The following is a 13,001-nucleotide window of genomic DNA, read 5'->3' on the forward strand; positions in this document are numbered from 1 at the left end:
GGGCCGGATCACCCGGCCGCCGCGAACAGGGCCTCCGCCTCGGCGACGGCGCATGTGAGGGCCTGCGGGTCCGGGCGCAGCGCCGTCACGATCGCGTCGACGCCGCGCAGCCCGGCCCGCAGCAGCAGCCGCTTCTCGTTGGTGACCCATTCGCCGCGGGCGGCGAGGACCGCGTGGGCCGTCTGCATGGCGGCGGTGGCGAGCGCGCCGGCGACTTCGGTAGCCAGGCCGCGCGCGGCGTAGGCGGATCTGGCGTACTCGAGGGTCATGGCCGCCCGGTCGCGCCACATCTGCGGCGCCGACCTGCGCAGCGGCTCCGGATAGCCGGGCCGGGGCAGAGTGCCGCGCAGGACCCGGTTGACGGCCAGCTCGGCCACCACCAGATAGCTGGGGATGCCCGCGAGATGGAACATCAGCGGCTCCCAGTGGAAGCGGCCCTGCTCGGCCTCGGCGAGCTCGTGCTCGACGACGTCGAGATCCCGGTAGTGCACGTCGGCACGGCGGCCGTCGACGGTCAGCCACGCGCCGCCGTTGAAGACGCCGCCACCCCAGCCGCCGATCTCGGAGACCTCGCCCTCCCAGCCGACGGCACGCAGGTCGGCCGGGTCGAAGGGACCGCGGTAGTAGAGGGCGAAGTCCCAGTCGCTGCCGGGCGTGTGAGTGCCCTGCGCGCGGGAGCCGCCGAGGGTGACGGCCCGGACGCCCGGCAGGGCGGCGAGCCGGTCGGCGACGTGGTCGAGGAACACCTGATCGGTCATGTACATGCCGTTTCTCGTGAGACGTGGAAGGACAGGCGGCACCGAGGCCGGAGCAGCGCTCGAACGGCCTTAAGCGGGCGGGAAATCCACGTCGTCACTTCACGGCCTTGATCTTACCGGACGGTCTCCAGGCATAATTGGATCTTCATCCGACTGTGCATGAGTGGGGACGCTGTGAGCGGAAGGACCGAGTATCTGGCTGCGCGGGGGCTCGACCCCGAAAGCATCCGGCGCCGGCTTGAGGGCGCCGGCGACCAGGGGTATCCGCGCACGCTGGACGATGACCTGCACGAGGCCGCCTACGAGGGCGTCGCGGAGGCGATCGAGGTGCTTGTCGCGCACGGCGCCGACGTGGAGTCGTCCGGCGTGTGGGAGACACCGCTGTGGACCGCGGTCTGCCGGGGGCACCGGGATGCGGTCGCCGCGCTGCTGCGGGCCCGCGCGGACCCCTGGCGGCCGGTCGTCGCCGGTCGTTCCGCCGGGGACGTCGCGCTTACCGGGCCGCTGGCCGACCTGTTCGCCGCCCTGCCCGGCGCTCCCGCTACGGACGTCGGCCTGCTGCGCCGGCAGGCGGAAGCAGACGCCCTCGTCGCCGGGTACGACTCCTGGGAGACCTACTGCGGCGAGGGCGACGGCTTCGCGTTCGTCGCGGGCATCGACGAGGATTCCGCCATCCGGCGGCTCGGCCTGGACCCGGCCGGCTGCCCGCTTGCGGACGAGGACGAGTACATGGACGTCGGCCCGTCCCTCGGCGCTGCCGCACTCTGGCTGGGCCGGCCGCCGGGAGCCCCCGGCGTCGTGGTTTACAGCGCCATCAGCTTCGGCCCGGGAGCCGAGGAGCTGTGGGGTCCGCTCAGCTCGCCGGGCCCGGCCGTCAGCATCGTCACCAACATGATCGTGGACACCACGATCGAGGTCTGGCGGGACGGCGCCGAGATCCGCTACGTCCAGTCGTTGCAGCAGCCCGAGGACGACATGCTCCCCGAGGAGTGGCTGTGCCGCTTCTACGACCACTCACCCGGCTCACCGGGCGGACTCGCCCGCGAACTGGCCCTCGCCACCCTGCTGACCGGCGTCGAGGTGACCGAGGACTGGCTGTTCCACGCACCCAAACGACTCGTCATCCTGCCTGACTGACCTGCCTGACGTCCTTCATGTCCCCAGGCGTACGGGAAGGCGGGCGAGGCGCCAGGAGAACGGGAGGAACTGCCGGTCGAGGTGCTCCGGCGCGACGGCGAGTTCGAGCCCGGGGTAGCGGTGCAGCAGCGCGCCGAAGGCCACCTCGCCCTCCTGCCGGGCCAGCGCCGCGCCCAGGCAGTAGTGCAGGCCGTGGCCGAAGCCGACGTGGACCTCCTTGTGGCCGTCGGGCTCGCGGGCGATGTCGAGCCGGTGGGAGTCGTCGAAGCGCCGGGGGTCGTAGTTGGCGGAGACCAGCACCGCCATCACCGGCTCGCCCTGGCGCACGGTCATGCCGCCGATCTCGACGTCCTCGGCCGCGTACCGGATCCGGGTGCCCTGGACGGGCCCGCACCAGCGCATCAGCTCGTGCACGGCGCGCGGCAGCAGTTCCGGGCCGGCCCGCAGCGCGGCGAGCTGGTCCGGGTGGGTCAGCAGCGCGGCGGTGCCGTTGCCGATCAGGTGGGCGGTGGTCTCGTGCCCGGCGAGGACGAGCGTGAGGACCATGGTGACCATCTCGGTGTCGGTCAGCCGGTCGCCGTCCTCGTCATGGGCGCGGATCAGACCGGTCAGCAGGTCGCCGGCCGGCTCGGCTCTGCGGCGGGAGATGAGCTCCTGGATGTAGGTCACCATGTGCCGCAGCGGCTCGGCCATCGCTCCCGGTTCGAGCGATACCAGGCCTCTGCCCCACTCCCGCCACAGCGGGCGGTCCTCCTCGGGGATGCCGACCAGCTCGCAGATGACGGTGATAGGCAGGGGGTAGGCGAAGTGCTCGATCAGGTCGGCGACGCCGTCCTCGGCGTGGCCGGGCAGCCGGTCGAGGAGGTCCTCGGCGATCTCCTCTACCCGGGGCCGCAGCTCCGCCACCCGGCGGGCGGTGAAGGCGCGCGAGACCAGCCTGCGCAGCCGGAGGTGGTCGTCGCCGTCGGAGTCGAGGACGCTGTCCAGGATGTACGCGGCGTACTCGCGGGGGATCCCGCGGGCCTCGATGAGCTGCTCGCGGATGTTGTGCACGTTCGCTCCCGGCACGTTGGCCGGGTTGTTGACGAACCGGCGGTCGCTCAGCACGGTCTTGACGTCGTCATACCGCGTGACGAGCCAGACGGGGAAGTCCGAGCCGGGGAAGGAGCCGCGCACCATCGGGGCCTGCTCCCGCAGGCGCGAGTAGCCGCCGAACGGATCGCGCACCAGGTCCGCGTCGAACAGGTCGACGGGTCCTGCCGTGCTGGAAGTGCTCATGCCTACCTCCACGTGTCAGGTGCGTCTGTGCCGGTGGATCTCCTCATTCAGCCGGTCCAGCAGGCGCTGGTAGATCTCGTTCACGCGCGGCGCCGCCGCCCGGACGCTCTCGGGCCGCCCCGGGAGCTCGAAGGCCGAGCGGACGACATGGGCGATCATGTCGGCGTTGTCCGCCAGGGCGGGCACGGTGGACGGCGACAGGGGCTCGATCGTGACGAAGCCGGTCAGGATCGACTCGTACGCGTGGACCTGGAGGGCCGGGGACTGCTCGGTGCGGACCAGGCCGTGCTCGCGCAGCACCTCGACGTGCGCCCGGATCGCGTGGTCGCGCACGTCGAGCAGGTCCGGCAGGTTCTCGGCGGCGCTCCTGCTCAGCGTGCCGAGGGTGTCGCCGTCGCCGAGGAGCATCGCCCGGAAGATCGGCTCCTCGTGCATCCACAGGTACGTCGACCGGGCCACGCTGCTGAGCAGGACCGCGGATGGGTCGGCGCGGACGCCGGCGGCGAACCGCTCGATGATCCGGGCCTCTGCCCGTATCAGCACCGCGAGGAAGAGCAGGTCCTTCGTGCTGAAGTGCAGGTAGACGGTGCCCTTGCCGACGCCCGCCCGCCGGGCCACGTCCTCGACCGTGATGCGCGGGTATCCCCACGCCACCAGGAGTTCGCCCGCGGCGTCCAGGATGCGCTCGGCCCGCCGCTCACGCTCCCGCCGGGTGGAGGCAGGGCCCGCCGGCCGGGAGTCGAGGTCCGTCACCGCGCCCCCCTCCGCCGTGGTCGTGACCGAGACGACGATTCCGGTCACACAGTCGAAGGTACGCCGCGGGAAGCGGCCGGGCAAGAGGGAGTTCAGGCGGGCCGGTAGCCGGCCTTGACGTGGACGCGTTCGCCCTGGGGACCGAGGATGCTCAGGAACTCCACCGGCCGTGCGTCGGCGTTGCCGAACCAGTGTGGGAGGTGGGTGTCGAATTCGGCCACCTCACCGGTGGTGAGGACGAAGTCCTGGTCACCGAGCACGAGCCGCAGCCGTCCGTTGAGGACGTACAGCCAGTGGTATCCCTCGTGCGAGCGGGGATCGGGTTCGCCGTCGGCCAGGCCGGCGGGGAGGACCTGCTTGAACGCCTGCAGCCCGCCGGGTTTGCGGGTCAGCGGGATGGCGGTCATGCCGTTGTGGGTGAACGGCCGAGGACGGACCCGGGGGTCGCCGCCGGCCGGCACCCTGCTCTTCGCCACCCACGGCCTCGCCGGCCTGTCCCCGCGCCACGACTTCGACCCCGGCGACTACTACCAGCCCGGCGACATCGCCGGGCTCCTCGACCACGACTGGACCGTCCTGGTCAACGAAACCCGCCCGCGACGGTCAGTCCTCCAGGGAGGCCAGCAGTGACTCCAGATCGCGCATCAGCCGCTCGGTGCGGGCCGGGCCGTACGCCGTGAGGATCGACCGCTGGTGCTCGGCGATGCCCGCCTCCAGGCGGGCGAGCAGGTCGCGGCCCCGGTCGGCGAGGAAGACCGCGACCTTGCGGCGGTCGGCCGGGTCGTGCCCCCGGTAGACCACCGCGCGTTCCACCAGCCGGTCCACCGCCTTGGTCAGCGTGGGGTGGGGCATCAGCGCGGCCTCGGCCAGGTCGCCCATCGAGTGCCCGCGCCCGTCCGCGAGCGCCTGCAGGATGCGCCACTGCTCGACGGTCACGTCCTCCGCGGCGATCGCGGCGGCCAGCCCTCGGTTGACGCCGCGCTCGGCCCGGCTCAGCAGGTAGGCGAGGGACGACCCGAGGCCGGTCACCTGTTCGGTCAGGGGATACTCGTGCACGTGGCCGATCCTGTCACAGTCGTCATCGACCCTCTCGAGGCTCATCTGCTGCGCGCGGACACGCTCCGCGTCGCGCTGGTGGTGCCGGTCTCCGGCGTGCTCGGCCTGCTCGGGCCGGGAGCGATCAACTGCGCCGTGCTCGCCGCCCATGAGGTCAACGCCGCCGGGGGAGTGCTGGGCACGCCGGTCGAACTCGTGCTCGTGGACGGGGGCCGCGGCCCGGCCGCCGTCGCCGGTGAGGTGCGGGAGCTGGTGCGCTCCGGGGCGGTGCAGGCGGTGGTCGGCACCCACGCCAGCGACGTGCGCGTCGCGATCGAACACGCGCTGGGCGGCGCGGCCCCCTTCGTCTACACCCCGCCCTACGAGGGCGGCGCCCGCCGTCCTGGCGTCTACTACCTCGGAGAGCCGGCCTCGCTGCAGGTCGGCCCGGGGATCGACTGGCTGGTCGAGCACCGGCGGGCCCGGCGCTGGTTCCTGCTCGGCAACGACTACGTCTGGCCGCGCCTGGTGCACGCCTCGGCCCGCAGCCGCCTGCGCGCCCGGTCCGCGACGGTCGTGGGGGAGCGGCTCGTCCCGCCCGGGACCACCGCGATGGACCTGCTGCTGGAGCAGCTGGCCGCCGTGCGGCCCGACGCCGTCCTGCTCACTCTCATCGGCAGCGACCTGATCGCGTTCAACCGGGCCTTCGCCGCGAGCGGCCTCGGCTGCGCGCGGCTGTGCGGCGCGCTGGAGGAGCACGGCCTGCTCGCCGCCGGGGGCGACTCGACCGGCGGTCTGTACGCCGCGATGGGGTATTTCGGCGGTATCGCCACCGACGCCAACCTCGGCCTGGGCGAGCGCTACACCGCGATGTTCGGCCCCGACGCGCCGCTGCTGAACGGGCACGGGCACGGCTGCTACGAGGGCGTGCTCATGCTGGCCTCCCTGGCGCGGCGCGCGGGCACGCTGGCGGTTCCCGCCGTCGAGGCGGTCGCCGACGGCACGACGGTCGTCTCCGGGCGCGGCCCGCTCACGCTGGTCGCGGGCCGGGTGTGCCAGCGGGTGTACGTCGCGCGCGCCGACGGGCTGGACTTCGAGGTCGTCACGTCGGTGTAACGAGCGTAAAACTTCCAATAGAAACCTTTTCGTTTTCAAGGATTGCCCCTATCGTACGGCTCTGCCCCCCGTGCTTCACGGACCCGTGCTTCAAGGAGCCGATCCATGTCCTCCCCTCAACCAGAGGCGCCCGGCGTCGAGCGCTTCGGCTACAAGCAGGAGCTGCGGCGCTCGCTCGGCTTCGCCGACCTGCTCATCTACGGCCTGATCTTCATGGTGCCGATCGCGCCGTTCGGCATCTTCGGCAGCGTCTTCCAGTCGTCCGGCGGGATGGTGGCGCTCGCCTACGTGATCGGCATGGTCGCGATGGCGTTCACCGCCCTGTCGTACGCCCAGATGGCCCGTGCGTTCCCGATGGCGGGCTCGGTCTACACGTACGCGGGACGGGGCATCGCCGCCCCGGTCGGCTTCCTCGCGGGCTGGGTGATCCTGCTCGACTACGTGCTGGTGCCGGCGCTGCTTTACCTCGTGGCGAGCGCCGCCATGACGTCGTTCGTGCCCGGGGTGCCCATCTGGGTGTGGCTGATCGCCTTCATCGTGCTCAACACGGTGGTCAACTACCTCGGCATCGAGATGACCGCCCGGATGAACAAGATCATGCTGGTCGCCGAGCTGATCGTGCTGGCGATCTTCCTGGTCGTCGGGATCGTGGCGCTGGCCCAGGGCAAGGGCCACGGCAACGCCCTCAGCCCGCTGTTCGACTCCTCGACGTTCTCCTGGCCGCTGGCGTTCGGAGCCGTGTCCGTGGCGGTGCTGTCGTTCCTCGGGTTCGACGGCATCTCGATGCTCGCCGAGGAGAGCCGCGAGAACACCCGCCGCCTCGGCCGCTCGATGGTCTTCGCCCTCGCCCTGGTCGGCGCGCTGTTCGTCGTGCAGACCTGGGTGGCGGCGCTGCTCGCCCCCAACCGCGCCGACCTGCTCAGCAAGGGCGACCCCGCCGGCACCGCGTTCTACGACACCGCCGAGTACGCCGGTGGTCACTGGCTGAGCGTGCTGACGGCGGTTGCCACCGCCGTGGCCTGGGGCTTCGCCAACTCCCTCGTCGCCCAGGCGGCCACCTCCCGCCTGCTGTTCGCGATGGCCCGCGACGGCCAGCTCCCGGCGTTCCTCCGCAAGGTGCACCCCAAGCACAAGGTGCCGGTCAACGCCACGTTCCTGGTGGCCGGGGTGTCGCTGGTCCTCGGCCTGTACATGAGCGTGCGCGACGACGGCATCACGCTGCTCGGCACGCTGGTCAACTTCGGCGCGATGACCGCGTTCCTCGCCCTGCACGTGTCGGTCGTCGTCCACTACGTCGTCCGCAACCGCAGCCGTGACTGGTGGCGGCACCTCGTGGCCCCCGCGATCGGCTTCCTGATCCTGCTCTACGTCGTGATCAACGCCAGCATCGCCGCGCAGGTGCTCGGTTTCGTCTGGCTGGCCATCGGCGTCGTGATCCTCGCCGGCTCCTACCTGATGGGCCGGCGCCCCACCCTGTCCGCCGTCACCCCGGAGGCCAACGAGTGAACGTCGTGTCCTACCGTCCCCGTCCCGACGACCTGTCGTACACCTTCGGCGGCCGCCCGGCCGTCGAGTCCGTCGCCCCGGGCGTGGTGCTGGAGCTGTACACCGAGGACTGCTTCGGCGGCCGGGTGCGCGGAACCGGCGACCTGCCGTCGCAGGTCTGCGAGTTCCCGTATCTGAATCCGGTCACCGGCCCGTTCCACGTCGAGGGGGCCGAGCCCGGCGACACCCTGGCCCTCCACTTCGTCTCCATCGAGCCCGCCCGCGACTGGGCGGTCTCCACGACGTTTCCGCACTTCGGCGCGCTGACCTCGACGCACACCACCGCGACGCTCCAGCCTCCGCTGGAGGAGGCCGTGTGGATGTACGAGGTGGACGCCGAGCGGCGGACCGTGCGCTACCGCGCCCGCCGGGGCGATTTCGCCGTCGAGATGCCGCTCGACCCGATGCACGGGACCGTGGGCGTCGCCCCGGCCGCCGCCGAGGCGCGGATGACCATCACCCCGGACGCCCACGGCGGCAACATGGACACCCCCGAGCTGCGCGCCGGGGTCACCGTCTATCTGGGCGTCAACGTGCCCGGCGCGCTGTTCGCGATCGGCGACGGCCACTGCCGCCAGGGCCACGGCGAGGTCTGCGGCACCGCCGTCGAGGCGGCGATGAACACCGTCGTCGCCGTCGAGCTGATCAAGGGCGTCGCCACGCCGTGGCCCCGGCTCGAGGACGACCGCCACATCATGTCGACCGGTTCCGCCCGGCCGCTGGAGGACGCCTACCGCATCAGCCAGCACGACCTGGTCACCTGGACGTCCTCCCTCACCGGGCTCGACGAGCTGGACGCCTACCAGCTCGTCAGCCAGGGCGGGGAGGCCCCGGTCGGCAACGTCTGCGACACCAACTACACGATGGTGGCCAAGCTGCCCAAGGCCTACCTGGGCGACCCGGACGTGTACGGCTCCGCGCACGCCCGCCTGCGCGCTCTCGGAGAGGAGTACCTCAGCCGTTGAGGAACCGTGGTCGCTACACCTGAGGGAGCCAGGGGCTGATGACGGGCCTGAGGTCCCGGAGTTTCCAGTCGTCGATCGCCGTCACGAAGTCCTGGAGCACCATCCGGCGGCCGTCGCCGGAAAGACCCGAGATGATGCCCTTGGCCATCACACTCTGGATGCTCGTGCCGGTCTCCCAGTACGGCCGGAAGACGGGCCCGCCGCTGTCGCCGACCTGGATGCCGCTGATGCCGTCGACCTGCCGGGCGACGTACAGGTCGTCGTAGCACTCCCAGTTGCCGAAGACGTCGTAGTCGCAGTAGGAGAGGGCGCCGTCGTTCTCCACCTCCCAGTTGCACACCGCGCCGCTGCGCTGGCCGGAGTGGCACAGCCATTCACCCTGCCAGGTGGGCTCCCACCCGCGGATGTGCTTCTGGAACTGGGGACCGGTGTTGACGGGGTTCGGGCCCGCGCCGCCGCCGTCGTCGGGTTTGGGCCCGGCCGCCGGTGACGGGCCGTCCGCGGCGGCATGCGCCGCGGGGACGGACAACGCCACCGTCAGGACCGCCGCGAGTGCGGTCCCGTCAGACGAGGTGATCTCCAGCGCAAGACGATGTCTCCCCTCGTAGGTGCTCAGGCGTTCAGCCGAGACGATCGTCAAGCGCCGGTCTTGGAACGTGGTGGCACCGGTCTTGCGGGGCGGTTGCGGACGCCGTTTTCGGGCCGGCCGCAAGGTGATCCGGGTCAGAGCCAGCCGTTGTGGCGGGCGACCCGGACGGCCTCCATGCGGTTGCGGGTGCCGGTCTTGGTGATGCACGCCGACAGGTGGTTGCGCACGGTGCTCTCGGACAGATAGAGGCGCTGTGAGATGTCGGCGGCGGTGGAGCCGTCGGCGGCGGCGGCGAGCACCTCGCGCTCGCGCGTCGTCAGCGGGTTCGGCCCGGCGCTCAGGGCGGCCGTGGCCAGGGCGGGGTCGACCACGACCTCGCCCGCGAGCACGCGCCTGATCGCCTGGGCCAGTTCGCCGACGGGCCGGTCCTTGACCACGAAGCCGCGGGCGCCCGCGTCCAGCGCCCGGCGCAGGTAACCGGGCCGTCCGAACGTCGTGACGATCACCACCACGCACTCCGGGAGGGCGGCCCGCAGGTCCGCGGTCGCGTCGAGCCCGCTGCCGCCGGGCATCTCGATGTCGAGCAGGGCCACGTCGGGCTTGGCCCGCAGCGCGGCGGGCACGATCTCGCCCACCGTGGCGACCTGCGCGACGACCTCGAAGTCGTCCTCCAGGTCGAGCAGCACGGTGAGCGCATCGCGCATCATCGTCTGGTCCTCGGCGATCAGCACGCGGGTCACAGGCCGTCCTCCCGGTCGTCGTCCACACCCGCGTGCGGGATCTCGGCGGTGAGGACGAACCCCCGCGGTTGGCGGGCGGCGGTCAGCCGCCCGCCCGCGGCGGCCAGGCGCTCGCGCAGCCCGCGCAGGCCGCTGCCGTCCTCCTCACTGACAGCACCGCCTGTGCCGTCGTCGCTCACCTCGACCAGCACGGGGTCGCGGTCGCGGCGCAGCGTGATGACGCAGCGCAGGGCGCCGGAGTGCCGCACGACGTTCGTGACCCCCTCCCGGACGACCCAGCTCAGCAGCATGTCGGTCTCCCGCGTCAGCGCGGGCCCCGACTCCTTCACCACGCAGTCGATGCCGGCCGTGGCCAGGGCCGCCCTGGCGCTGTCCAGCTCGAAGGCGAGGCTCGCGTCCCGGTAACCCGTGACCGCCTCGCGCACCTCGGTCAGCGCCTGCCGCCCGATGGCCTCGATGTCCGCGGCGTGCCGCACGGCCGCGTCCGTGTCGCGCGGGGCCAGCCGCCGTACGGCCTCGGCCTTGACGACCACCATCGAGAGCGTGTGGCCGAGCAGGTCGTGCAGGTCGCGGGAGAAGCGCAGGCGCTCGGCCGAGACTGCGGCGACGGCCAGCTTCTCCCTGGTCCGGCCGAGCTCCTCGATCACCTCGGCCATCCGGCGGAAGCCGTAGGTCGTGATCCCGGCGAGCAGGGTGGTCAGCGCGGTGCCCCACAGCGCCTCGCCGAACGAGCCGCCATGGACCGGGACGATCGCGGCCAGCACGGCCGTGGCGGCGACGAGCGGGGGCGCCGCGCGGACCGGGAGGACGAGCGCCACGGCCACGGCCAGCAGGGAGAACAGGGTCTGCCACCCGTCCGTTCTGTAGGCCAGGGCCGCTGTGACCGTGACCACCGCGAGCAGCGCGACGAACGCCATCGGCAGGGACCCTACGGCCGGGCGGGCACGGCGGGCGGTCAGCACGGCTCCCGCGAACGAGATCCCGGCGGCGGCCACCAAAGTCCAGGCGGGCCAGGCCGGAACGGCCGAGGCCGCGGCGGCGGCCGGGGCCATCAGCAGGAGGACGGTCAGCCCGAACGCGGGGGCGAGCAACCGGCCCGGCAGCCGCACGGGCAGCCACACGGGCAGCCACGGCCGGAAACGGCGTGGCCGGGCAGCCCCCGGCTCGCACTCGTCCGCCCGCGCCGCCGCCCCTGTCATGGCCGCCATTATCGTCGGCTTCCCGCCGTGGCGGGCAGGGTGGGATGTCGCCTTCCCGGCAGTACGAATCACCCGGGTCTTCGGTCCCACACAGCCGGGACCTCCGCACCTGGAGAGGTCTCCGGGGCGCGCAGCAGCCTGACGTGGGGGGGGTGCCTGCGATGAGACGCTGGAACGAGGAGGTCGCCGGGCTGCTGCAGGAGTACGCCGACCTGATCGCGATCACCGGGGGCGACGCGTTCAAGGTGCGGGTGTACGAGAAGGCGGCCCGGTCGGTCGGCGGGTACGGCCGGGAGATCGGCGGCATGGACGCGGCGGCCCTGCGGGTGATCCCGAACGTCGGCGCGTCGATCGCCGCGAAGATCGACGAATACCTGCGGACCGGATCGATCCACCAGCTGGAGGAGCTGCGGACGAAGATCCCCGCCGGGGTCCGCCTGCTGACCACGATCCCCACGCTCGGGCCGAAGAAGGCCATGGTCCTTTATCACGAGCGGGGCGTCGACTCGATCGAGAAGCTGGAGGACGCCATCCATGCCGGGGTCCTGGAGGGGCTGCACGGATTCGGGGCGAAGACCGAGGAGAACCTGCTCCACGGCATCGAGGTGATGCGCAAGACCGGCAGCCGGGTGCACATCGGGATCGCGATGGCGGTCGCCGAGGAGATCGTGCCCGCGCTGTCGGCCGTGCCGGGCTGCGAGCGGTGCGCGTACGCCGGGTCGCTGCGGCGGATGAAGGACACGATCGGCGACGTCGACGTCCTGGCCACGGCCGACGACTCGGCCGCCCTGATGGCGGCCTTCACCACGCTGCCGTACGTCGCCGAGGTGATCGCGCACGGCGAGACCAAGAGCTCGGTCCGCACGGCGGAGGGGCTCCAGGTCGACCTGCGGGTGGTGCCGAGGGACTCGTGGGGGGCCGCGCTGCAGTACTTCACCGGGTCGAAGGCGCACAACATCCGCACCCGGGAGATCGCCGTGCACCGGAAGCTGAAGCTGTCGGAGTACGGCGTGTTCGACGTCACGACCGGCGAGAAGATCACATCGGCGGACGAGGCGGAGGTGTACGGCATGCTCGGCCTGCCGTGGATCGAGCCGACGCTGCGCGAGGACACCGGGGAGATCGAGGCCGCGCTGGGCGAGGGGCTGCCCAGGGTGGTGACCTTGGCCGACATCCGCGGCGACCTGCACACCCACACCGACCTGACCGACGGGCTCGCCTCGCTGGAGGAGATGGTCGAGGCGGCCGCGGCGCGCGGCTACGACTACTACGCGGTGACCGACCACGCGCCCAACCTGTACATGCAGCGGATGACCGACGAGAAGGCGCTGGACCAGCGCGAGCGGCTGCGCCGCCTCGGCGCCGCCCGCCCCGGCATGACGCTGCTGCACGGATGCGAGCTCAACATCGGCCCGGAGGGCGAGGTCGACTGGCCGCCGGAGTTCCTGGCCGGGTTCGACCTGTGCGTGGCCTCGGTGCACTCGCACTTCACCCAGTCGCCCGAGGAGACGACCCGGCGGCTGATCCGGGCCTGCGAGAACCCGTACGTGAAGATCATCGGCCATCCGACGGCGCGGGTCGTCGGCAGGCGGGAGCCGGTGGACGCCGACTGGCCGAGCGTGTTCGACGCCTGCGTCCGCACCGGCACGGCGCTGGAGATCGACTCCTTCCCCGACCGGCTCGACCTGCCCTCGGGCCTCGTCCGGCGGGCCGCCGACCGGGGCGTGCTGTTCTCGATCGACAGCGACGCGCACGCCGTGCCGCACCTCGACGTCATGCGATACGGCGTCGGCACCGCGCAGCGCGGCTGGCTCACCCCCGACCGGGTAATCAACACCTGGCCACTCGACCGGCTGCGGAAGTTCCTCCGCCCGGGATAAGGAGGT

General features: G+C 72.1%; 13 protein-coding genes and 1 pseudogene. 6 read left to right on the plus strand and 8 right to left on the minus strand.

All coding sequences use genetic code 11. The features are described from left to right. Positions 1–8 precede the first annotated feature (8 nt). Positions 9–764, minus strand: a complete 756-nt coding sequence (locus ACQEVJ_RS20855; protein ID WP_433103441.1) for a nucleotidyltransferase family protein — start codon at positions 762–764, stop codon at positions 9–11. Between the two features lie 168 nt (positions 765–932). Here ACQEVJ_RS20855 and ACQEVJ_RS20860 point away from each other — a divergent pair, with 168 nt between their 5' ends. Further along, positions 933–1,895, plus strand: a complete 963-nt coding sequence (locus tag ACQEVJ_RS20860; RefSeq protein WP_433103443.1) for an ankyrin repeat domain-containing protein — start codon at positions 933–935, stop codon at positions 1,893–1,895. A gap of 15 nt (positions 1,896–1,910) precedes the next feature. Here the strand turns inward: ACQEVJ_RS20860 and ACQEVJ_RS20865 are convergent, their stop codons facing one another. The 3 genes and pseudogenes from ACQEVJ_RS20865 to ACQEVJ_RS20875 all read right to left on the minus strand — a co-directional run. After that, positions 1,911–3,173, minus strand: coding sequence for a cytochrome P450 family protein (locus ACQEVJ_RS20865; RefSeq protein WP_433103445.1), 1,263 nt, complete (start codon positions 3,171–3,173; stop codon positions 1,911–1,913). A gap of 15 nt (positions 3,174–3,188) precedes the next feature. Beyond that, positions 3,189–3,974, minus strand: a complete 786-nt coding sequence (locus ACQEVJ_RS20870; RefSeq protein ID WP_433103447.1) for a TetR/AcrR family transcriptional regulator — start codon at positions 3,972–3,974, stop codon at positions 3,189–3,191. A gap of 44 nt (positions 3,975–4,018) precedes the next feature. Then, positions 4,019–4,384 (minus strand): annotated as a pseudogene (locus ACQEVJ_RS20875) (cupin domain-containing protein); the annotation flags it as partial. Here ACQEVJ_RS20875 and ACQEVJ_RS20880 point away from each other — a divergent pair. Further along, on the plus strand, positions 4,332–4,556 hold the full coding sequence (locus ACQEVJ_RS20880; protein WP_433113352.1) for a hypothetical protein: 225 nt from the start codon (positions 4,332–4,334) through the stop codon (positions 4,554–4,556). The pseudogene ACQEVJ_RS20875 and the gene ACQEVJ_RS20880 sit on opposite strands and share 53 nt — an antisense overlap. On the opposite strand, the gene ACQEVJ_RS20885 is transcribed toward ACQEVJ_RS20880, so the two are convergent. Next, on the minus strand, positions 4,530–4,982 hold the full coding sequence (locus ACQEVJ_RS20885) for a MarR family winged helix-turn-helix transcriptional regulator (RefSeq protein WP_433103449.1): 453 nt from the start codon (positions 4,980–4,982) through the stop codon (positions 4,530–4,532). The genes ACQEVJ_RS20880 and ACQEVJ_RS20885 overlap by 27 nt on opposite strands. On the opposite strand from ACQEVJ_RS20885, the gene ACQEVJ_RS20890 reads away from it, so the two are divergent. From ACQEVJ_RS20890 to ACQEVJ_RS20900, 3 genes are all read left to right on the plus strand, one after another. Continuing rightward, complete coding sequence (locus ACQEVJ_RS20890) at positions 4,983–6,077, plus strand: substrate-binding domain-containing protein (protein WP_433103451.1); 1,095 nt, start codon at positions 4,983–4,985, stop codon at positions 6,075–6,077. It abuts the gene before it with no gap. Between the two features lie 105 nt (positions 6,078–6,182). Continuing rightward, on the plus strand, positions 6,183–7,583 hold the full coding sequence (locus ACQEVJ_RS20895) for an APC family permease (protein WP_433103453.1): 1,401 nt from the start codon (positions 6,183–6,185) through the stop codon (positions 7,581–7,583). Continuing rightward, a complete protein-coding gene (locus ACQEVJ_RS20900; RefSeq protein ID WP_433103455.1) occupies positions 7,580–8,587 on the plus strand; it encodes an acetamidase/formamidase family protein in 1,008 nt (335 codons plus the stop codon). The genes ACQEVJ_RS20895 and ACQEVJ_RS20900 overlap by 4 nt, the downstream gene beginning before the upstream one ends. A gap of 13 nt (positions 8,588–8,600) precedes the next feature. Here the strand turns inward: ACQEVJ_RS20900 and ACQEVJ_RS20905 are convergent, their stop codons facing one another. From ACQEVJ_RS20905 to ACQEVJ_RS20915, 3 genes are all read right to left on the minus strand, one after another. After that, positions 8,601–9,227, minus strand: a complete 627-nt coding sequence (locus tag ACQEVJ_RS20905) for a hypothetical protein (RefSeq protein ID WP_433103457.1) — start codon at positions 9,225–9,227, stop codon at positions 8,601–8,603. Between the two features lie 83 nt (positions 9,228–9,310). Then, positions 9,311–9,916, minus strand: a complete 606-nt coding sequence (locus ACQEVJ_RS20910) for a response regulator (protein ID WP_433103459.1) — start codon at positions 9,914–9,916, stop codon at positions 9,311–9,313. After that, positions 9,913–11,115, minus strand: coding sequence for a sensor histidine kinase (locus tag ACQEVJ_RS20915; RefSeq protein WP_433103461.1), 1,203 nt, complete (start codon positions 11,113–11,115; stop codon positions 9,913–9,915). The genes ACQEVJ_RS20910 and ACQEVJ_RS20915 overlap by 4 nt, the downstream gene beginning before the upstream one ends. A gap of 161 nt (positions 11,116–11,276) precedes the next feature. Here ACQEVJ_RS20915 and polX point away from each other — a divergent pair, with 161 nt between their 5' ends. Continuing rightward, entirely contained in the window at positions 11,277–12,995 is a 1,719-nt protein-coding gene (gene polX, locus ACQEVJ_RS20920; protein ID WP_433103463.1) for a DNA polymerase/3'-5' exonuclease PolX, read from the plus strand. The last annotated feature ends 6 nt before the right edge of the window (positions 12,996–13,001 follow it).

This window comes from Microbispora sp. CA-102843 (genome assembly GCF_050936215.1).
GTDB lineage: Bacteria > Actinomycetota > Actinomycetes > Streptosporangiales > Streptosporangiaceae > Microbispora.